Consider the following 21,519-nt stretch of genomic DNA (forward strand, 5'->3'; position numbering starts at 1 on the left):
TTGTGCCGTCACAGCAGCATGTAACAGACTTTTCGAGTCTGTGGTGCGGCTGTGGCGGTTTTGTTTTTCCGGAGAGCTTATGAGCGAGTTTGAGCACTTTGTGGGCACGCGGGCGGTTGCCGCTGAACATGCATTTGACGTGTCGGCGTTGACGGTATGGATGCAGGCCCATGTTGAGGGATTTGAGGGACCTTTAACTGTAGAGATGTTTAAAGGCGGGCAATCTAACCCAACCTATAAGCTCAACACCCCCGCATCCAGTTATGTGATGCGCTCCAAACCTGGGCCGGTAGCCAAGTTGCTGCCGTCGGCGCATGCGATTGAGCGCGAATTTACCGTCATGCGAGGCCTGGCTGGTACAGATGTCCCAGTGCCGCATATGTATGCGCTTTGTGAGGATGAATCTGTTATTGGCCGTGCGTTCTACATCATGGAGTTTAAGCAAGGGCGTGTGCTTTGGGATCAGGCTCTGCCAGGCATGACCCATGCGGAGCGACGCGATATCTACACCGAAATGAACCGAGTGATTGCTGCGCTACACACGGTGGACTACAAGGGCAAAGGTCTGGAAAACTACGGTAAGCCGGGTAATTACTTTGAGCGCCAGATTGGCCGCTGGAGCAAGCAGTATCGAGCTTCACAAACGCAACCGATTGCAGCCATGGATCGCCTCATGGAGTGGTTGCCTGCACATATTCCTGCCTCAGCCCGCGATGAAAGCCTGAGTTCCATCGTGCACGGAGATTTTCGCCTCGATAACTTGATGTTTGCCAATGACAGCACGCAAGCCATTGCGGTGCTTGATTGGGAGTTGTCCACTATCGGCCACCCGTTTGCTGACTTCAGTTACCACTGCATGAGCTGGCACATTCCAAGCGGTGTGTTCAGAGGCATTGCCGATATTGATTACCTCCAGCTCGGAATTCCCTCTGAAGAAGAGTACATCCGTTTGTATTGCGAGCGCACTGGCTTTGCGACCGCAGAGCAATTGCATGCCGATTGGAACTTCTATTTGGCATACAACATGTTTCGTTTGGCGGCCATTTTGCAAGGCATTGCCAAACGTGCACAGGAAGGCCTGGCCAGCAGTGCGAGGGCTAAAGTGCAAGGCGAGAACGCCAAGCCCTTGGCAGAAATGGCCTGGTCGAAAGCACTGCAAGCATAAGAACGCTTTGGGATACGCCAGAGAAGGCAATCCTTCAACCCCATAAACACCACAACAAGGAGCAATATATGGATTTTGACTATTCGCCGAAAACCAAGGAGCTGCAGCAAAAACTGCTGGCTTTCATGGATGAGCATATCTATCCCAATGAAAAGGCCTACAAAGAAGAGTTGGAAGCCAATACGGCGGCAGGCAAGCGTTGGTCGCCGCTGCAAACGATTGAAAAACTCAAGCCCATCGCTCGAAAAAAAGGGCTTTGGAATTTGTTTTTGCCTGTTGATACAGCGGATGCCTCTGGTTATACCGGTGCGGGTTTAACCAACCAAGAGTACGCGCCGCTGGCCGAAATCATGGGCCGTGTCGTTTGGGCGCCTGAAGTATTCAACTGCTCTGCACCCGATACCGGCAACATGGAAACCTTGGCACGTTATGGCAGTGACGATGTGAAAGAGCGCTGGCTCAAGCCTTTGCTTGAGGGCGAGATTCGCTCTGCCTTTGCAATGACGGAGCCTGCTGTTGCCTCCAGTGATGCAACCAACATTGAAACGCGTATTGAGCGCGATGGTGATGAGTATGTCATCAATGGTCGCAAATGGTGGATTTCTGGTGCGGGGGATCCGCGTTGCAAGGTCTACATCACCATGGGGAAGACAGATCCTGAGGCGCCGCGACATTCTCAGCAAAGCATGATTGTTGTGCCTGCCGATACCCCGGGTATTACTGTGGTGCGTCCCTTGAGTGTATTTGGGTACGACGATGCGCCGCATGGTCACATGGAGATTCTGTTTGACAACGTGCGCGTGCCTGCAGGGAATATTTTGCTGGGTGAAGGCCGTGGCTTTGAAATTGCCCAAGGTCGCTTAGGCCCAGGACGTATTCACCACTGTATGCGTTTGATTGGACAGGCAGAGCGGGCGCTCGAATTCATGTGCCGCCGTGCCTTGACGCGTACCCCATTTGGTAAAACCATTGCACAGCAAACGGTAACGCAAGAACGTATAGCAGAGGCTCGTTGCCGAATCGATATGGCTCGTTTGCTTACGCTGAAGGCTGCTTGGATGATGGACACAGTGGGCAACAAAATTGCCAAAACTGAAATTGCCATGATCAAAGTGGTCGCGCCTTCGATGGCATGTCAAGTGCTGGATTGGGCCATGCAAGTACATGGTGCAGGCGGGCTGTCCGAAGACTTTCCGTTGGCCTACCACTACGCCAATGCCCGTACGTTGCGTTTTGCAGACGGTCCCGATGAGGTACACCGCAACGCCATCGCAAAATGGGAGTTGGGGCGCTATGCAGACACGCCGGGTAGCAAAGACTATGACCCTCCAGTCACGCGTGGTTTCTGATTGGCCTGCGTAGCAGGGTGAAAACCCAAAAAGACCGTTATCGCAACGGTCTTTTTTGTATTTGGAGAAATCAGGAAAATGATCAAGCGCTCGCTGGATTGATTGCTTGATCAAGTTTTTATGGTATGTGTGCTGGCCGCATTCTGTTTCAGCATCCGCACAATCGCGGCCAGAGCCAAGCCATACGCAGGAACAAAAAACAGCACACTGATGACGAGTTTGATCACGTAATCGACAGTGGCTATTTCTACCCAGTTGGCAGCCATGAAAGGATCGTTGCTGCGCCAGAAAGCGATGGAAAAGAACGCCAGCGTATCCAATGCCTGACCCAATACCGCTGAGGCTGTTGGTGCTAACCACCAAAGCGACCATCCGCGTCGAATCCGGTCGAATACTTGAATGTCCAACAACTGCCCCAGCGCGTAGGCGGCAAAGCTTGCCAAGGCAATGCGAAAAACAAAGCTGTTGAACGCTAAGAGGGAGTTCAAGCCGTTGAACTGGCCTTCATGAAACAAGACCGAGACGATGTAAGAGGCAATCAAGGCAGGCACCATAACGCGCGCAATCACGGCGCGGGCTTCGCGCTTGCCTATGAGTCTGACGGTTAAATCTGTGGCCAGAAAGATGAACGGGAAACTGAAAGCCCCCCACGTACTGTGAAAGCCCAAAAGATCAATGGGAATTTGCACTAAGTAATTACTGGCAATGATGATGAAAATGTGAAAAATCACCAAGATAGCCAGAAACAAAGGCACCTGCTCAGATGGTGCGCGAAGCTGTTGTTGCATAGAAACCTTTTTGTTGAATGGGGGTGAGGGAACCCATCGTGAATTGTCTGGAAAAGCCACGCATGCAAAGCATGACCGTTTCATGTCGAGGGCGCTATTGTAGCGACCTTCGCTATGGTTGCTGTTTGCGGGTCAGTACCAAAGACAGCGCCAGCAGTGCGGAAAGTAGAGCCAGCAAGCTGTACCAGCCGCCGTGCTGCCACAAATAGCCGCCAACATAGCCAACAGTACTTGATCCGAGGTAGTAAAAGCACAAGTACAGGGATGAAGCCTGTGCTTTGGCAGAGGGCGCTGTACTGCCCACTTGTGCGCTGATCAATGAATGCGCAGCAAAAAAAGAAAATGTAAACAGCCCAACGCCAACAGTAAGCGCATAGAGCGAAGGGAGGGCGCACAGACTCAGACTGGCTAGCATGGTCACAACCGAGCATTGCAATGCGCGCATTTGCCCCAGTCGCGCACGCAAGGGGGCTGCTAAACGAGCGCTAAAAATACCGCCTAAGTAGGTGAGAAATAGTAGGCCCGCAACAGTTGAAGATAGTGAAAACGGTGGCCCTTCGAGGCGAAAGCTGACGTAATTGAACATCGCCACAAAGCACCCCATCAGAAGAAAGCCCATCATGAACAGCGAACGTAGTTCAGGCGTGCGCAAGTGCGATAAAAAATTTCCGATCAGTTTGCGGATGTTGAGTGACTGTGGCTTAAACGCTTTGGCTGGCGGCAGAAGTATCACAAAGACAATGAGGGCAAATAGTGCTAGGCCAGCCATGATGCCCATTGCCCAGCGCCAGCCAAGCACATCAGCCAAAATGGCCGAAAAAGTACGCCCCAGCATGCCACCAAGCACGGTACCGCTGATATACAAGCCCATCGCTGCAGGAAGTGTGGGTTTATCAAATTCTTCACTCACATAGGCCATTGCAAGTGCGGGCAAACCACTTAAGGCAAAACCAAGGACCAAGCGTGATGCGAGTAATGCTGACCAATGCGGCACGACAGCGCTTAACAAGGCTGCAGCACCTGCAATGCTCAAAGCCAGTAGCATCATGCGTTTACGGCTGACCACCTCTGCCAATGCGCCTGCTGGCAACAAGCCAAAGGCGAGTGCCAATGTGCTTAGTGACAGGGTCAGGCTGCTACTGGCCGCAGAGACATTGAAGCTGCGCGCAAGAGCTGGCAGCAAGGGCTGGACACAATACAGAAGGGAGAATGTGGCGTAGCCTGCACAGAATAACGCCAATGAGGCACGCCAATAGTCTGGAGTGTGTTGGCGTATGCCTGTTTCTTGCGTAGTAAATGCGCCAAGGCTTTTGTGTTCAGGCAAGGACATGGCTCTGCAGCATCGATCGCATCACAAGGCAGTAAGGAAATTGCCGCCAACGCGGCTTAGATAATCAGCGCAAATCAATAATGTAGGCGATAGGAAGAGTGCGTAATTTTTGACATGGTCATGGGATGCGAGTTTTTTATGGCCGGCCACAGCATGCAGGCACGCATATATTGCGCGGTATCTGCATACATTAATTTACCAATGAATTAGCATTATTCAATGCAATCTGCCTCAAGGCTTTGTCCGGTCTGGGAGTGTATAGCTTGACATTTGCAGATCGACGGCATCACGATCATCTTCGAAGTGGATGCGCACGGGCAGGTATCCGATGGCTGGTGAGAGCCAAATTTCAGCAGCTTGGTCATCGGGCTTTCTCGGCAACCGCTTGAGCTTAATGGCTGGAATTTGTCCTGCGGGCAGCGATATGGTGCTGAGATTTTCGACTTCAAATACCCATGCCTCTTGTTTGTTGCTAGCCACTGTCCAAATGGGAATTTGCTTGCCTGTGGCTCTAAGGTCGGGGTTCCCAGCCAGCACGCCTGAGAGCTGGAAAAAGACGCTTAAGCGATCTTGAGCCCCTTCGGGGATGCTCTGTTCAATTTGTGTGGCAGGAATGGTGACGGTGCCCTTACTCGGGGTAAAACGCAGGTTGCGTTTGCTGCGCGAAGAATCTTCAAAAGCGTGTGGCTGCAAATAATGCGAGTCAATACTTCCTTGGCTGCGTTGTGAGCGAGTTCCAATGATTGGCGCTTTAATGCTTTGCTCCACTTGGTAGCTATTGGTGCTATTGAGCCAGTCTAATTTGGCCGATGCACTGTAGCCAAAGCCACTGACTTTACCTTTGACATCAAACTGCAGGCGGGCCGATGGGGGGGCTGCAAAAGGGCGATTTAACTGCTCGTGAGTTGGCATGTTGGTATCGCTGGCCTGCACCAAACTGCAGATGGACAAGGACAAAGCTCCAAGCCAATAGGGCATGGCACATCTGGATTTGTTGGTTGTATCTCGCTCTTGAATGGAGTTTGTTGAGGTGAGTTCTCTGTGCATGGATAGGACGTATTCTGTGCTGAGGTAAGGGAGCCACACGGAGCCGATGCTCAAAGACGCGGTGCGCCTATATTCATTTCACTGAATGGGGCCCCTGTGAAACTGGTGCTGATGTGTGAGGAACTGAAGTTTCCATCCTAGCTGCTTGATTGTGGGTGCGAGCGAGAGCTCCCACTTCTTGCAGGGCGTTAGACCTCTATCTGCACGCAGGCAGGAAAGAATTGGCACAATGCGCATCTTACTCTTTGCCCATGCGAGAGACCTTTGCAGCACAGCTGCATGGGGTTACATCTGTGGGCTCAGCAAGCCTGTTGCATAAAGGATTATTCGTTTGAGTTCAAACCATTCCCACCTTGTTTCGTCTGAAGGCGCAAGCTTGCCCGAAGGGCTTGAGCAGTTGTTGCAGAGGCGATCTGCCTGGCCATTGGGCTTGCCTGCTCCAAATGGACAAGAGTTCTCGGCTATTTTGCAGGCTGCAGCATGCGCACCCGATCACGCCGGTTTAACACCATGGCGCTTCAAGTTTGTGCGTGGTGGCCAGCGACACGTGTTGCTTGAACGCGTGCTTAGCCATTCGGATGCACAAACGGATGAAGCAAAAACAATGCATGGCAAGTACACGGCTAAATTGACGACTGCGCCGTTGGTTGTTGTATTAGCTGCACGTCTCAAAGAGCATCCTAAGGCACCCGGATTTGAACAGATGCTCACCTGTGGTGCTGCGGTCATGAACATGCTTAATGCTGCCCACTTGCTTGGTTACCATGGCTTCTGGTCGAGTACGCCTGGTGCTTTGGGAGATATCTTGAAAGACGTGATGGGCTTTGAGGAACAGGACCAAATGCTAGGCCTGTTGAATTTGGGGACACCAGCACATACACCGACAACACCGCCGAGGGTGAGTGCTGAAGTGTTTGCCCAAGAATGGGTGTGAGCATCTGAGTACTGCAGCTTCGGTATAAAAAAAACGCGCTATTGAATAGCGCGTTTTTTTTATGGAGAACCTTCAATCGAGTCTTCGATTAATAGCTGTTGCGTGAAGGTGCTTTCTTGTTGCGAGCAGGGCCTGTATTGGAGGGCTTGCCAAAGCCTGAGTGGTTGTTGCGTCCCTCAGGGCGGCTGCTATTGAAGCGATCGCCGCCACGTGGGCTATTGTTACCGCGAGGAGCTTGGTCGTTGCGGTCGAAACGGCGTTCACGGCCTTCCCAATGCTCAGACGCGCCGCCACGTTGGCCTTCGCGCTGGAATGGCTTGTTATCACGGCCTTTGGTGAAGTCGCGTTGGCCTTCGTTGCCGCCGAATGGGCGTTTGCCTGCATGCTGACGTTCCCCGTGTTCGACGCGATCCCCATGTTGTGGGCGGCCTTGTGCAAAACCGCCGCGATCACGGTCTTGCGAAAAATGACCGCGGTCATTGCCGCGATCGAACCGGTCATTGCGTTGGTTGGGGCGGTTACCTTCGAAGCGGTCACCAAAGCGTGGTTCGCCAAAGGATTGGCGTGGTTCTTGACGCCCCCCGCGATCACCGCCACGCCCACCACCTGAGAATCCGTCGGAGCGGCGACCATGGCCACCTCCGCCGAAACCTCGACGATCACCACCGCGGTCATTGCGTCCGCCGCGACCTGCTGGATTTGGGCGCCATGCGGTAATGCGCTGTTGCGGCTCTAGTCCAGGCAATACGTCAATCTCGAACTCTTGACGCGTGAATTGTTCGATGTCGAAAATTTTACGACGGTCTTTGAATTCAGCAAACGTCACGGCCAAGCCATCGCGGCCAGCACGGCCAGTACGGCCAATGCGGTGGGTGTAGTCTTCTGACTTCATGGGCAAGCCATAGTTGAAAACGTGCGTAATGGTCGGTACGTCAATGCCGCGTGCAGCCACATCGGTTGCGACCAGAATTTGTACGCGTCCATCACGCAAGGCTGATAAGCGGCGATTGCGCAAGCCTTGGCTCAAAGCGCCATGCAAGGCTACGGCGCTGAAGTTAGCCTGTTGGAGGTCTTCGGCCAGTGCATCACACTCAATTTGCGTGCTGGCAAACACAATCGCTTGGTCGATTTGTGTATCGCGCAACCATGTATCGAGCAGTTCGCGCTTGTGTTCACCACTGTCCGCCCAGAACAATTTTTGGGTGATGTTGGCGTGCTTTTCTTGCGCGCTGGCCACTTCAATGCGCTGCACGTGTTTGCCGCCATCGTGCATCACGCGCATGCCCAATTGCTGGATGCGTGGCGCAAATGTTGCACTGAACATCATGGTTTGTTGGCGTTGCTCAGTCAGTTGGTGAATGGCGGCAAGGTCTTCTGAAAAGCCAAGGTCCAACATACGATCGGCTTCGTCGACCACCAAAAACTGTACTTTGTCCAGAATCAGTTGGCCACTGCGCTGCAAATCCAGCAGGCGACCGGGAGTCGCAACCACCAAAGATGCATTTTGCAGTTGTGCAATTTGTTTGGGGTAAGGCAGGCCACCAATTACGTTGGCAATGCGAACACCGCGGCAATGGCTCATCAAGTCAATTGCGTCACGGGCAACCTGCATGGCCAATTCGCGTGTGGGGCAAAGCACCAACGCACCTGGCACTGCAGGCTCAAAGCGGCGATTCAGCGGATTCTTGCGTTTTGGCTTTTTGGGCGCAGGCAGGCCTTGGGCCAGAGCTTCGGCGACCTGTTGGTCAAAGGCTGCGCATTCGGCTGCTTTGCCGTCTTCATAGGCACGGATTAATGTGTCCAGCACAGGGAGTAGAAAGGCTGCGGTTTTGCCGCTGCCTGTCTGGCTGGAGACCATCAGATCGGTAAAGTTGCTGCCTTGTGGGCCTACGCCTTGGCCACGCATGGCGAGTGGGACTGCGCGCTTTTGCACTTCAGTAGGCGTGGTGTAGCCCATGTCAGTAACGGCTTGTACGAGCGCTGGCGCAAGGCCGAGCAGTTCAAAGGCGTTGGGTGTGGATGGGGTCGCAGTCGCAGGCGCGCTGTTGGTTTCCAGCGACGGCAATTCCGTGCTGTTGATTTCAGTAGTAGACATGAAAAATGAAAAAACAAAGTCCGTTAAACACCGGGCAGGAAGCCGGTGTGTGGACGGATGCATTAAAAAACATCATCCATCCAACGAAACGGGTACGCTACTCAAGGCGAGCGGAACAATGAATGTCGCTCATGCGTACCTGGGGAAGTCCTTATCCGGAAACTAAGCTCTTGTTAGAGCAATAAGTTACCGCTGTCAGCCCAGTGAGATAGAAAGATGTGCAAGCTCTTCAATGTCGGCTTGGTAGTGTGCCGGGTATTGGTTTATTCACGCTGTTGGCGTTGAACTTAAACCACACCTTTGAAGAGAGGACGTATTATCAGGGTTTTTGCTGATTATTTCAAGTGACAATTGCGAATGTTTTCGCGGCATGTGCCGAGTCGGTGGCTATATTAGCCAAACAGTGGGCTGAGTTCTGCAAGAGTTGCTTGACAGTGCTATGATCGCGTTTTTGCAAAAATGGCTAAACAGCCGTTAAATTTTACTTAATCATCATGAGCAAAACATCTCTGGATAAAAGCAAGATCAAATTTCTTCTGCTTGAGGGCATCCATCCATCTGCTGTGGATGTGCTTAAAAATGCCGGTTACACCAATATCGAGTCATTGCCAGGTGCTTTGCAGGGTGATGAGTTGAAGGAAAAGATTGCTGATGTGCACTTTTTGGGCATTCGCTCACGCACACAGCTGAATGCAGAAGCTTTGGCGGCAGCACAAAAATTAGTGGCTGTTGGTGCGTTTTGCATCGGAACCAATCAGATTGATTTGCAAGCTGCACGCCAAAAAGGGGTGGCAGTATTCAATGCGCCTTACTCCAACACGCGCTCTGTAGCTGAATTGGTGTTGGGTGAAATTATTTTGCTGTTGCGCGGCATTCCCGAAAAGAATGCCGCAAGCCACCGTGGCGGTTGGATTAAATCGGCTAACAATTCGTTTGAAACCCGTGGGAAAACCTTGGGTATCGTGGGTTACGGCTCTATCGGTTCACAGCTCTCGGTGTTGGCGGAGTCGCTGGGCATGCATGTGGTGTTCTACGATGTGGTGACCAAGCTGCCTTTGGGCAATGCCCATCAGGTGGGGAGTTTGCCTGACTTGTTGGCGCAAAGCGATATCGTGACCTTGCATGTACCTGAATTGGCATCCACAAAGTGGATGATTGGCGCCAAAGAGATCGCCAGCATGAAAGATGGTGCGATTTTGATCAATGCGTCGCGCGGGACTGTGGTCGAAATCGATCCGCTGGCTGAAGCGATCAAATCGAAAAAGCTGCTGGGTGCCGCTATAGACGTGTTCCCCGTTGAGCCAAAATCCAATAAAGACGAGTTTCAATCGCCTTTGCGTGGCTTGGATAACGTGATTTTGACCCCGCACGTAGGGGGCTCCACCATGGAGGCGCAAGCCAATATCGGTTTGGAAGTGGCAGAGAAATTAGCCAAGTATTCAGACAATGGCACGACCACCACGTCGGTGAACTTCCCAGAGGCGGCTTTGCCTGCTCACCCAGGGCGCGATCGTATCTTGCATATCCACAAGAACGTTCCTGGTGTGATGTCTGCTATCAACCAGATCTTTACTGATGCCAAGCTCAATATTGCAGCGCAGTATCTGCAAACCGATGATGCGGTAGGTTATGTGGTGATTGATACCGAAGCTGGCGGTGCAGCTAAAGTGATTGAGCAACTGCGCGATGTGCCAGGCACTGTTCGCACGCGTGTATTGTTTTAATCATGTGCTGATGGGGCTATGGCAGGGCTGTTCAAGTAACTACTGGTAGCTCTGGCAGCCACAGCGCAACAACAAACGCCCGATGCCATTTGCGTCGGGCGTTTTTGCATGGGTTTGCAATCCCTGATGAGTGGGTTTTGTTGAGTAGGCCAAAAGCCTTGGCCCATAATGCGCGAGTTGGCGTTGTTAGCAGGTCTGCCAGTTGTGGCCTCACAAAGGTTCCGCAAGCAACAGGAAAACGTTGAATTTGATTTTCAATGCAGCAGGCTTCACGCAGACACTTTCCCCACCGGCTTGGCCATTTGGAACGTACATGAACGACTCACAAGCTCGTCCACCTTCTCCATCTTCCCCTAATGGCATGCGCCGCAAGGGGATTTATATGTTGCCTAATTCAGTGACTTTGGCAGCACTTTTCTGCGGTTTTTATGCCATTGTGATGGCCATGAACAAGCGGTTTGATTTGGCAACATTGGCCATTTTTGCGGCCATGGTCCTCGATAGCCTTGACGGGCGAGTTGCGCGCATGACCAAAACGCAGAGTGCATTTGGTGAGCAGATGGACTCCCTTTCAGACATGGTGTCGTTTGGTGTTGCCCCAGCTTTGGTGGCGCTTGAGTGGGCCATGCAAGGTATTGGCCGATGGGGCTGGATTGCGGCCTTTATTTACTGTGCTTGCGCTGCGCTGCGCTTGGCACGCTTTAATGTCAATACTTCAGTTGTCGATAAGCGGTGGTTTCAAGGCCTGCCATCACCTTCTGCGGCCGCACTGGTGGCGGGCTTCATTTGGCTAATGACGGATGAGGGGCGGGGCTACGATGCGTATGTATCGACGAATACTGTGGCTTGGATTATGTTTGCCATCACTTTATACGCAGGCATTACCATGGTCACGAACTTGCCTTTTTACAGTTTCAAGGACTTGCGCGCACGGCGTTCGGTGCCGTTTGTGAGTGTGGTGTTGGTGGTACTTGTGATCGCGATCATCAACATTGATCCACCGTTGGTGCTTTTTGGCGTTTTTGTGGCCTATGCCTTCAGTGGTTTTGTTGTTTACATTTATCGTCGGGCCAAGGGCCATCCTGTCAGCGTCATCAGTACATCAACCAATGAGCCTGATGAAAAAGGCCTGCACGAGTGAGGGATGCACTTTTGTGCGTTGAGTCAACAAAAAATATACGGGCACTGTTTGCCTTGATGCAGGCCTGTGTTATATTGGCGCGATGCAGAAATTCTCCCTAGCACTACTAGCAACGTCCAACGGGCGAGATAAGTAGTGCGCGCATAGTTTTTCTACTTTCAAACGGCCCGTAAGCTCACAAAGCGACGGGCCGTTTTGCATTTGCATCCAACAGACCTCGCCGCTCATAGGCTTGACTGGCAGCATTCAACCCAACTGCAACTGGAATCTGACCATGATGTTGAAGAACCCTTCCTCAAAATACCGTGCATTTACTCCTATCAAGTTGAAAGACCGCACCTGGCCTGATGCTGTGATTACCAAAGCGCCGATCTGGTGCAGCGTAGATTTGCGCGACGGCAACCAAGCCTTGATTGAGCCGATGGATGTAGATCGCAAGCTGCGTATGTTTAAAACTTTGGTTGAGATCGGTTTCAAGGAAATTGAAATTGGTTTTCCATCGGCGTCGCAAGTTGAGTTTGATTTCACACGACGCTTGATTGATGAGAACTTGATTCCAGATGATGTGACTGTGCAAGTGCTTACTCAAGCGCGCGACCACTTGATTCACCGGACTTTTGAAGCACTGCAGGGCGTTCCCAAGGCGATTGTTCACCTCTACAACGCCACTGCTCCTGTCATGCGCAAGGTTGTGTTGGGCATGTCTGAAGATGAAATTGTGCAGTTGGCAACCAAGAATGCCCAGTTGTTCAAGGAGCTTGCAGCCAAGCAGCCAGAGACGCAGTGGACATTTCAGTATTCGCCGGAGATGTATTCCGATACGGAGTTGGAATTCAGTAAGCGCGTGGTCGATGCCGTGACTGCCGTATGGCAACCAACGCCAGAGAACAAGTGCATCATCAATTTGCCCACAACGGTGGAGCACTCGACCCCCAATATTTTTGCAGACATGATTGAATGGTCGCATCGCCATTTGGAGCGCCGTGACTCGATCGTTTTATCCGTACATCCACATAACGATCGCGGTACAGGCACTGCCACTGCTGAGTTGGCTTTGATGGCCGGAGCCGATCGTTTGGAAGGTTGCCTGTTTGGCAATGGTGAACGCACAGGCAATCTTGATATCGTGAATGTGGCTTTGAATATGTACATTCAAGGTGTTGACCCCGAGTTGGACTTTTCCAATATTGATGAAATCAAGCGCACCGTGGAGCACTGTAACCAATTGCCGGTACATCCGCGCCACCCGTATGTCGGTGAGTTGGTCTTCACATCGTTCTCTGGCTCGCACCAAGACGCGATCAAAAAAGCTTTCAATGCACGTCAAGAAGGCGAGATTTGGGACATGCCTTATTTGCCAATCGACCCGAAAGATCTGGGGCGCAGCTACGAGGCGGTGATTCGAGTCAACAGCCAGTCTGGTAAAGGCGGTATTTCCTATTTGCTCGAGAGTGAATACAAAGTTGCATTGCCGCGCAAATTGCAAATTGAATTCAGCCAAGTAGTGCAAAAAGCCATGGATGCAGAAGGTGCCGAGATGAGCGCCAAGGACATTTGGGCTATTTTCCAGCAGGAATACCACTTGGATGAGGCCGCTCCTGCATACCAACTTGGTGGTGATGGCGCAACCACAACCATTGAGGCCACCATCCGCAAGGGGACTGCCGGCGCTGCTGTGCAAGGGCAGGGTTCTGGGCCCATCGAGGCGTTCATTGATGCGATGACAAAAGCCACCGGAAAATCTGTACAAGTGCTCGACTATGCAGAGCATGCCATTGGCGGCGGTGCAGGCGCGCAGGCGATGGCCTATGTCGAGGTTGATGTTGATGGCGCCCGTGTGTGGGGCGTGGGCCAAAACCCCAACATCGTGACGGCATCCATCAAGGCCATTCTTTCAGGTATTGAGCGCGCTGGCGTTGATTTGGCTCAACTGACAATCGTGCAAGAACCAGCTGCAACAGCGTAATTTATACTCTCCCAATGCTTGGCAAAACTGCGTCAATAGGCAGTTTGCCAAGCATTCGTTTTTTGTGTTGTGCGCTTTTAGTTTCCATTGAAAAAGATCCAAGATGACAAATTCCAATCACACTCTGTCTGATGCAGAACAAGCGCTACGCGCTGCTGCCAGGGAATACCATGCCTTTCCCAGCAAGGGGAAGATATCTGTCAAACCGACGAAACCACTGTCAAACCAACGTGATTTGTCTTTGGCGTATTCACCAGGGGTTGCCTACCCTTGTCTCGATATTCAGGCTGACCCATCCAAGGCGGCTGAATACACTTCGCGCGGTAACTTGGTAGGGGTGATTACCAATGGTACGGCTGTGCTTGGTTTGGGGGACATCGGCCCACTGGCAGGTAAACCCGTTATGGAAGGCAAAGGCTGCCTGTTCAAAAAATTCGCTGGCGTTGATGTGTTTGACATTGAACTGGCTGAGCGCGACCCGGATAAGCTCGTTGAGATCATTGCAGCCCTTGAACCAACGTTGGGGGGGATCAACCTCGAGGACATTAAGGCGCCTGAGTGTTTTTATATTGAGCAAGAGCTCTCCAAGCGCATGAACATCCCGGTGTTCCACGACGACCAGCACGGCACAGCCATTATTTCTTCTGCTGCGTTGATCAATGGTTTGGAGTTGGTTGGCAAGCAAATTGACCAGGTCAAAGTGGCCGTATCCGGTGCTGGTGCTGCTGCCATTGCGTGTATCAATGTCATGATCGGTTTGGGGGTGCGCCATGAAAATGTATTCGTAGCTGATTCCAAAGGCGTGATCCATTCCGGGCGCGAGAACCTTGATCCATCCAAAGCACGTTTTGCCCATACTACAGAGGCCCGTACGTTGGCTGACATTGTCAATGGTGCTGACGTGTTCCTCGGTTGCTCGGCGCCAGGTGTCTTGACAGCCGATATGCTCAAAACCATGGCTGACAAGCCAATTGTGTTGGCTCTGGCGAACCCGGAACCTGAAATTCGACCAGAGCTGGCCAAAGCGGTTCGCCCTGACGTGATCATTGCCACTGGACGTTCTGACTACCCCAATCAGGTCAATAACGTGCTGTGCTTCCCCTACATTTTCCGTGGTGCACTCGATTGTGGTGCCACCAAAATCACAGAGGAAATGAAGCTGGCCTGCGTGCATGAAATTGCCGCATTGGCCAAAGAGGAGGCCAGTGATGAAGTGGCCGCCGCGTACGCAGGCAAAGAGCTGAGCTTTGGCCCTGATTACCTGATCCCTACGCCGTTTGATGGCCGCTTGATTTTGCGCATTGCCCCTGCTGTGGCAGAAGCTGCCGCCAAGTCAGGCGCTGCAACTCGGCCAATTGAAGACATTGCAGCCTATCGCGATAGTTTGCAACGCTTTGTCTACCAAACCGGCATGTTCATGAAGCCGGTGTTCCAAGCGGCCAAGGCCAATTTACGCCGCATTGCGTATGCAGAAGGCGAAGATGAGCGCGTGTTGCGCGCTGTTCAGGCGGTGGTTGACGATGGCTTGGCCAAGCCGATTCTGATTGGCCGTCCCGCTGTTATTGCAGAGCGGATTAAACGTGCAGGATTGCGTATTCAATTGGGCAAAGACGTAGAAAATGTCAACCCAGAAGACGATCCGCGTTTTCGCCAGTATTGGGAGGCCTACCACAAGCTGATGGGCCGTAATGGCGTGACGCCTGAAGCGGCTAAAACAGCAGTTCGCCGCTCCAACACCATCATTGCGGCGCTGATGATTCATCTGGGAGATGCTGATGCTATGTTGTGCGGCATGATTGGTCGTTTCGATAATCACCTGCGCCGTATCAATGACATCATCGGTATCCAGAATGACTCAGAAGGTTTGGCCACCATCAATGCTCTGATTTTGGATGAACGTACGCTGTTTGTTGCAGATACATACATCCACGAAGATCCTGATCCAGAGGGTTTGGTGTCGATTGCACAAATGGCGGTGCGTGAAGTCCAGCGTTTTGGTTTGCCTCCTAAAGTAGCATTTCTTTCGCATTCAAACTTCGGCTCATCCAGCCGGCCTAGCGCGCTGAAAATGCGCCGAGCTACAGAGTTGTTCAAGGAGCGCTTCCCTGAAATCGAATGTGATGGTGAAATGCACGGCGATGCTGCTTTGTCTGCAGATGTCCGCAACCGCAATCTATTGGACAACGCACTGAGCGATGATGCCAACATTCTGATCTGCCCGAATCTGGACTCTGCCAACATTCTCTTCAATGTATTGAAAGAAGTCAGTGCACACGGCACGACCATTGGCCCGATTTTGATGGGAGCAGCCGCATCTGCCCATATCCTGACGCCATCAGCAACTGTGCGCCGCATTGTCAATATGTCGGCGTTAGCCGCTGCCAATGTCAGTACGGGCAATGCCGTTTAAGCATTGCTGGTTGTATCACTGCCTACGATTCGGTTAATGAACGCAGAGTAGGCGGATGCCATATTTCAGCATGGGCAAAAAAAACGCCTCAAGCAATTCAGTTCGATTGCTTGAGGCGTTCAACAATGCAAATGATTCGTTGTGGATCAGTTATTTTTTTGTAGCAGCTTGATGACGCTGGAGAAGTCTTCACCACCACGGCCGCTCAGGCTATGCGCAGCGTAGATGCTGCGAGCCAAGGCGCCTAATGGGGTAGAGGCTTTCGCAGTCACCGCATTTTCCAGCGCTAACCCTAAGTCTTTGAGCATCAAGTCGGTACCGAAACCACCGGTGTAGCCGCGAGTGGCAGCAGAGGCTTCTTGTACGCCTGGCACGGGGTTGTAAACCTCCAAAGTCCAGTTGCCGCCGGAGCTGCGACGCATGATTTCGGACAGCACTTTGGGATCCAAACCATTGGCAATACCGAGCGCTAAGGCTTCGCTGGTGCCGATCATTTGAATGCCCAGCAGCATGTTGTTGCAGATTTTTGCGGTTTGCCCTGCGCCGACATCGCCTGCGTGGAAGATGTTTTTGCCCATTTTCTCGAGCAAGGGTTTGGCCCGGGCTAAAGCCGCATCGCTACCGCCGACCATGAAGGTCAATGTGCCAGCGGCCGCACCTGCTGTGCCGCCTGAGACTGGCGCATCAATAAAGTCCACGCCTTTGGCTGCTGCTGCTGCGCCGACTTTGCGTGCGGTATCTGCGGCAATGGTGGAGCTATCAATAATCAAAGTGCCAGCAGGTAACTGTTCTAGTACGCCGGGGTGCTCTGCGGTGCCGATGAACAAGCCTTCTACGTGTTGACTGGCGGGCAACATGGTCACGATGACTTCTGCGCCTTGCGCAGCTTCATGTGCAGAAGCTGCGATCCGAATGCCTTGTTCTGCATGGTGCTTTTTGGCCGCTTCTGACAAGTCAAAGCCCGTGACTTCGTGCCCCGCTTTATGCAGGTTCAAAGCCATACCGCTGCCCATGTTGCCCAAGCCGATAAATGCGATTTTCATGAATGTCTCCTGATAGGAATGGTGTTTGTAATGAGGGAAAGAGATTCAACGCTGCAGAGATAAGCTGCCAGAGCTGAGAAAAAGACCAATAGCGACTGCCAGCACACCCAGAACCACGCTGCTGAGCGTGTAGGCCAGTGCCGTGCTCCAGTGTTTCTGCAGTACCAGATCCAGTGCTTCCAGGCCAAACGCAGAGAAGGTGGTGAAGCCGCCCATCAAGCCGGTCATCAGAAGCAGGCGCATGGATTGGTTGAGCCAGTCATGGCGCAAGGCAAAGCCAGCCATCACGCCCATGATCAAGCACCCCAGCAAATTAATGGACCACGTGTGCCAGGGAAAGCGTGTGGCAGGAGCGATCGTTTGCAGCCACTGGGTTACCGTGCCGCTTATGGCGTAACGAGCCACGGAGCCAAAGGCACCACCTATCGCGACCAATGCCACACCAGTGAACGTGATCGGGATGCTCATTCGATCCCTTTCTGCGCAGTTGCTGATTGACGCTGTGGCGTGGGGGTGTCGTCCACGGGTTTCGCGGCCATGTTTTTCTTGCGTTTGGGGCTGGCTTTGGCTAACGGATTAAATGCCAAGGCGCTGCCAATCCAGTGTTGCCATGCCGTGCGTGTGGCATACGCCACGGGGCTGATGAAGAAGTAGCCATCCATCCCTCCTTTGCTCGATAGTGGGCGCACACCGGCGGTTTCGGCCACTTCGGCATGGGTGGAGGGCGGGAGGCGCACCAGCAGTTCATCATTTTCTACACCCAAGCACAGCTTGCCGTTGACCATAAACACATAGCAGCCGAACATGGATTTTTCTTCCACGTCGGTATAGTCGATCAAGGCATCGCGCACTGCATCAATCAAGTGCAGCGTTTCGGGGGCAAGTGGGCGGGCGGGCATAGCGGGTGCTGATTGAGCTGGGGGGTTAACGAATCACATCCGGCGCATCACCATCGAGCATGCGGCGCGCAATGATGACGCGCATGATTTCGTTCGTGCCTTCCAGAATTTGGTGCACGCGGGCATCGCGCAGCAGTCGCTCCAGCGGGTATTCTTTGATGTAGCCGTAACCGCCGTGTAGTTGCAGCGCCTCATTGCAGACTTGAAAGCCCAAGTCGGTGGCCAAGCGTTTGGCCATTGCGCAGTAAGTGGTGGCGTTGGGGTCTTGGCGATCGAGCTTGCTGGCGGCCAAGCGCACCATTTGGCGGGCGGCGACCAGTTCGGTGGCCATGTCCGCCAATTTGAATTGCAGGGCTTGGAACGTGGCAATTGCTTTGCCGAATTGCTGGCGCTCTTGGATATAGCGTTGTGCCTGTGCTAATGCGCCTTGCGCAGCACCCACTGAGCACGTGGCGATATTGATGCGGCCACCATCCAAGCCTTTCATGGCGATTTTGAAACCTTCGCCTTCTTGGCCCAACAGGTTGTGTGCGGGAATGCGCACATTGTCAAAGCTGATGGTGCGGGTGGGCTGGCTGTTCCAGCCCATTTTTTGTTCTTTCTTGCCGTAGGTGATGCCTTCGGCATTGGCAGGGACAACAAAGGCCGAAACGCCAGAGGCCCCAGCACCGCCTGATCGAGCCATGACCACCAATACGTCGGTGCTGCCTGCGCCTGAGATAAAGGCTTTGCTGCCATTGAGCACGTATTCGTTGCCTTGCAGCTCTGCGCGGGTTTTGAGTGAGGCTGCGTCTGAGCCAGCGCCCGGTTCTGTCAAACAATAGGAGGCCAGTTTTTTCCCACTGGTCAGGGCTTCGCCCCATTCGGCTTTGACGGCATCGCCGCCCCAAGTGCCAATCATCCACGTCGCCATATTGTGGATGGTGATGAAAGCGGTGGTGGATGGGTCAATCGCGGCCAACTCTTCAAATACAAAAGTGGCATCGAGTCGCGGCAGCGCCAAACCGCCAATATCTTCTGGCGAATACAACCCGCAAAAGCCCAGTTCCCCCGCTTTGGCAATGGTTTCTTTGGGGAAGTGGCCTTCTTCATCCCATTGCGCAGCGAATGGTGCCAGTTCGGCTTGCGCGAATGCACGGGCGGTTTCAGCAAACGCTAGTTGGTCTTCGGTGGGCTCAAAATTCACGGGTGTCTCCTGTTATTTCCTGTTGTATCTGTGGTGACGGGGCAAGATCAGTCAACGCTGTAACCATTCATCAGCCAATGTCTGATTTGTTGGCGGCGCTGCATATCTTGCGCAATCATGCAGGCGTGGTGCGCACTGGCATTCGTTGCTTGCAAATCGGCACCTGCAGGCGCGGTTTGGTTGCAGTGCGCACGCGCTGCGCGGCGCCATTCATTTTGATTGCTGCGCAAGGCAGGGCGTTCGTGGGCAGAGAGAACCAACAACACATCGCCGTACATGACTTCTGTGGCATCGCGCACCGCTTCAAAGTCCTGCAAGGTACAAGTCTGCGCCGTGCAGTGGGCGGTTGATGGCGGCTGTGCATGCACCCAGCCGATGGCACATAAAACGAAGAGCAGGGTAGCCGCTTTAATCGTCTGTGAGGATTTCATGCGTCCCATTGTCCACCAGCACAGGGGTGTTGAAATAGACCACTTGCGGCTCAGTCTGGTATTTCTCACGTACGAACGCGCGCCAAGCATCGGTATACATCGCCTCAGCATCTTCGCGGCGCTGCCAGAGGTAAACGCCGCCAGCGGTTTGGCCATCTTCAGACAACACATAGCACTTGCGCAGCAAGCCGGGGACGGCTTGGTACTTCGGTGCCGTGCTGAGGAAGATGGCTTTGGCCTCTTGCAAGGCGATGGGCTTGGGCAACACAAACGTGGTGATTGTGGTGATCATGCGCAACTCCTTGTGCAAAAGGGTATTCGACGCTTATTTCAAGCTGATGGTGGTGTTCAGCGTACCGGTGGAGTTGTCGTCAAACCAGCGTGATGTCACGGTTTTGGTTTGGGTGTAGAACAACACCACTTGCTTGCCGTAAGGGCCCAGATCGCCGAGTTTGGAAGCGCGTGAACCACTGAAAGAGAACAAAGGCACTGGCACAGGAATTGGCACGTTGATCCCGACCTGACCCACGTCAATATCCTCTTGGAACTTGTGCGCAGCGGCCCCTGATTGGGTGAAGATGGCCGTGCCGTTGCCGTTCGGGTTGTCGTTGATGAAGGAGATCGCTTCGTCCAGATCGGCAGCAGGCACCAAGGCCAACACAGGGCCGAAAATCTCGATGTCGTAAATCGACATGCCGGGCTTCACACCCGAGAAAATGGTTGGGCCTACGAAGTTGCCTTTTGCGTAATCACCAGCCAACTGTGGTTTGCGGCCGTCGAGTTCCAGTTTGGCGCCATCGGCAATGCCACGCTCAATCAGGCTTTCCACACGCTCACGCGCTGCGCAAGAAATCAGCGGACCGACATCCGTGCCTTTTTCAGTACCTCCGCCCACTTTCAATGTTTTGGCTTTGGCAACCAGATCAGGAATCCACTTTTGCGCTTCGCCCACCAGAACGACGACTGGTAAGGCCATGCAACGCTGACCAGCGGCACCAAAAGAGGCACCGGCAATCGCGTTCAGGGTTTGTTCTTTGTTCGCATCTGGCAAGACGATGGCGTGGTTTTTCGCGCCCATCATGCACTGCACGCGCTTGCCGGCCAGTGAGGCACGGTTGTACACGTGTGTGCCCACTTTAGTGGAGCCCACAAACGAAATCGCTTTGATGTCTTTGTGGTCGCAAATGGCATTCACGGCGTTTTCACCACCGTGAATCACGTTCAGCACACCGGCCGGGATACCGGCTTCTAATGCCAGTTCACACAGGCGCATCGTCACGATCGGGTCTTGCTCAGAAGGCTTGAGCACGAAGGTGTTGCCGGTGGCAATCGCCATAGGGAACATCCACAGCGGGATCATCGCAGGGAAGTTGAAAGGTGTAATGCCTGCGCAAACGCCCAGCGGTTGCAGCAGCGTGTATGTGTCGACACCGTTGGCCACGTTGTTGGCCAGCTCACCTAATTGCAGGTTGCCGATGGAGGCAGCGTGCTCCACCACTTCCAAACCACGGAACACATCGCCTTCGGCATCCGGCAATGTTTTGCCTTGCTCGGCCGTCAGCAGCGCAGCCAACTCGCCCATGTTTTCACGGATGAGCTGTTGCAGTTTCAAGAAAATGCGGGCACGCGCACCAATGGGGGTTTTCTTCCACGTTTTGAATGCTTCTTTGGCGCTGGCCACCGCTGCATCGATTTCTTCTTGCGTCGCAAACGGCACACGGGCCAACACTTCTTGCGTAGCAGGGTTGATGACTTCACGCCATTCGGTGGTTTTGGATTCGATGAACTGGCCGTTAATGAGCAGTTTGACGGTAGGCGCTTTGAGGCCTTGTTCGCTGATGGCGTTCATGTTTGTCTCCTGAAGTTGAATGTCATGTTTGAGCGGCCATATGGCTGCCTTGTTTAGTGCGTAGCGTGCATTGTTGGTGCACGTGAGCCAATTTTCCCCTTATCTTACTGTGCAAATTTATTGCGTAAATAGGGTTTGATGCAGCATGTCTTTGTATTTTTG

At 53.0% G+C, this 21,519-nt stretch carries 18 protein-coding genes; 7 read left to right on the forward strand and 11 right to left on the reverse strand.

Features of this window, described 5'->3' with window-relative positions; all coding sequences use genetic code 11:
- Positions 1–79: 79 nt before the first annotated feature.
- Together E9531_RS11905 and E9531_RS11910 are read left to right on the forward strand one after the other, a co-directional pair.
- Positions 80–1,165, forward strand: coding sequence for a phosphotransferase family protein (locus tag E9531_RS11905; protein WP_136573985.1), 1,086 nt, complete (start codon positions 80–82; stop codon positions 1,163–1,165).
- 68 nt (positions 1,166–1,233) lie between these two features.
- Complete coding sequence (locus E9531_RS11910) at positions 1,234–2,514, forward strand: acyl-CoA dehydrogenase family protein (RefSeq protein ID WP_136573986.1); 1,281 nt, start codon at positions 1,234–1,236, stop codon at positions 2,512–2,514.
- Positions 2,515–2,624: 110 nt separating this feature from the next.
- Here E9531_RS11910 and E9531_RS11915 read toward each other — a convergent pair whose 3' ends face one another.
- The 3 genes from E9531_RS11915 to E9531_RS11925 form a co-directional block, all read right to left on the reverse strand.
- On the reverse strand, positions 2,625–3,302 hold the full coding sequence (locus E9531_RS11915; RefSeq protein ID WP_136573987.1) for a 7-cyano-7-deazaguanine/7-aminomethyl-7-deazaguanine transporter: 678 nt from the start codon (positions 3,300–3,302) through the stop codon (positions 2,625–2,627).
- A gap of 112 nt (positions 3,303–3,414) precedes the next feature.
- Positions 3,415–4,632 (reverse strand): MFS transporter, encoded by a 1,218-nt coding sequence (locus E9531_RS11920; protein WP_136573988.1) that lies wholly within the window; start codon positions 4,630–4,632, stop codon positions 3,415–3,417.
- Between the two features lie 231 nt (positions 4,633–4,863).
- Positions 4,864–5,679 (reverse strand): DUF3108 domain-containing protein, encoded by an 816-nt coding sequence (locus tag E9531_RS11925; RefSeq protein ID WP_136573989.1) that lies wholly within the window; start codon positions 5,677–5,679, stop codon positions 4,864–4,866.
- Between the two features lie 331 nt (positions 5,680–6,010).
- On the opposite strand from E9531_RS11925, the gene E9531_RS11930 reads away from it, so the two are divergent.
- A complete protein-coding gene (locus E9531_RS11930) occupies positions 6,011–6,613 on the forward strand; it encodes a nitroreductase family protein (protein ID WP_158291777.1) in 603 nt (200 codons plus the stop codon).
- Positions 6,614–6,701: 88 nt separating this feature from the next.
- Here the strand turns inward: E9531_RS11930 and E9531_RS11935 are convergent, their stop codons facing one another.
- Positions 6,702–8,708 (reverse strand): DEAD/DEAH box helicase, encoded by a 2,007-nt coding sequence (locus E9531_RS11935; protein WP_136573991.1) that lies wholly within the window; start codon positions 8,706–8,708, stop codon positions 6,702–6,704.
- 494 nt (positions 8,709–9,202) lie between these two features.
- Between E9531_RS11935 and serA the strand changes: the two genes are divergently transcribed.
- From serA to E9531_RS11955, 4 genes are all read left to right on the forward strand, one after another.
- Positions 9,203–10,432 (forward strand): phosphoglycerate dehydrogenase, encoded by a 1,230-nt coding sequence (gene serA / locus E9531_RS11940; RefSeq protein WP_136573992.1) that lies wholly within the window; start codon positions 9,203–9,205, stop codon positions 10,430–10,432.
- Between the two features lie 313 nt (positions 10,433–10,745).
- Positions 10,746–11,573: a CDP-diacylglycerol--serine O-phosphatidyltransferase gene (gene pssA / locus E9531_RS11945; protein WP_136573993.1), complete on the forward strand. Its 828-nt coding sequence runs from the start codon at positions 10,746–10,748 to the stop codon at positions 11,571–11,573.
- 277 nt (positions 11,574–11,850) lie between these two features.
- Complete coding sequence (gene leuA / locus E9531_RS11950) at positions 11,851–13,539, forward strand: 2-isopropylmalate synthase (RefSeq protein WP_136574034.1); 1,689 nt, start codon at positions 11,851–11,853, stop codon at positions 13,537–13,539.
- A gap of 103 nt (positions 13,540–13,642) precedes the next feature.
- Positions 13,643–15,949 (forward strand): NADP-dependent malic enzyme, encoded by a 2,307-nt coding sequence (locus tag E9531_RS11955; protein WP_136573994.1) that lies wholly within the window; start codon positions 13,643–13,645, stop codon positions 15,947–15,949.
- Between the two features lie 146 nt (positions 15,950–16,095).
- Here the strand turns inward: E9531_RS11955 and mmsB are convergent, their stop codons facing one another.
- From mmsB to E9531_RS11990, 7 genes are read right to left on the reverse strand one after another with little or no spacing between them, the layout of a single operon-like run.
- Complete coding sequence (mmsB, locus tag E9531_RS11960; protein WP_136573995.1) at positions 16,096–16,992, reverse strand: 3-hydroxyisobutyrate dehydrogenase; 897 nt, start codon at positions 16,990–16,992, stop codon at positions 16,096–16,098.
- Positions 16,993–17,037: 45 nt separating this feature from the next.
- Positions 17,038–17,460, reverse strand: coding sequence for a fluoride efflux transporter CrcB (crcB, locus tag E9531_RS11965; protein WP_136573996.1), 423 nt, complete (start codon positions 17,458–17,460; stop codon positions 17,038–17,040).
- Positions 17,457–17,891 (reverse strand): TfoX/Sxy family protein, encoded by a 435-nt coding sequence (locus tag E9531_RS11970; protein ID WP_136573997.1) that lies wholly within the window; start codon positions 17,889–17,891, stop codon positions 17,457–17,459. Before E9531_RS11970 ends, crcB begins: the two co-directional genes overlap by 4 nt.
- 25 nt (positions 17,892–17,916) lie before the next feature.
- The gene (locus tag E9531_RS11975; RefSeq protein WP_136573998.1) at positions 17,917–19,077 is read right to left on the reverse strand and encodes an acyl-CoA dehydrogenase family protein; all 1,161 of its coding nucleotides are present in this window, start codon (positions 19,075–19,077) and stop codon (positions 17,917–17,919) included.
- 47 nt (positions 19,078–19,124) lie between these two features.
- Complete coding sequence (locus E9531_RS11980) at positions 19,125–19,508, reverse strand: lysozyme inhibitor LprI family protein (RefSeq protein ID WP_158291778.1); 384 nt, start codon at positions 19,506–19,508, stop codon at positions 19,125–19,127.
- Positions 19,486–19,800 carry a YdhR family protein gene (locus E9531_RS11985; protein WP_136574000.1) on the reverse strand — a complete coding sequence of 105 codons (315 nt, stop codon included), beginning with the start codon at positions 19,798–19,800 and terminating at the stop codon, positions 19,486–19,488. The genes E9531_RS11980 and E9531_RS11985 overlap by 23 nt, the downstream gene beginning before the upstream one ends.
- Positions 19,801–19,833: 33 nt before the next feature.
- The gene (locus E9531_RS11990) at positions 19,834–21,357 is read right to left on the reverse strand and encodes a CoA-acylating methylmalonate-semialdehyde dehydrogenase (protein ID WP_136574001.1); all 1,524 of its coding nucleotides are present in this window, start codon (positions 21,355–21,357) and stop codon (positions 19,834–19,836) included.
- Positions 21,358–21,519 lie beyond the last annotated feature (162 nt).

The organism is Lampropedia puyangensis, assembly GCF_004833285.1.
In the GTDB taxonomy this organism is placed as follows: domain Bacteria; phylum Pseudomonadota; class Gammaproteobacteria; order Burkholderiales; family Burkholderiaceae_C; genus Lampropedia; species Lampropedia puyangensis.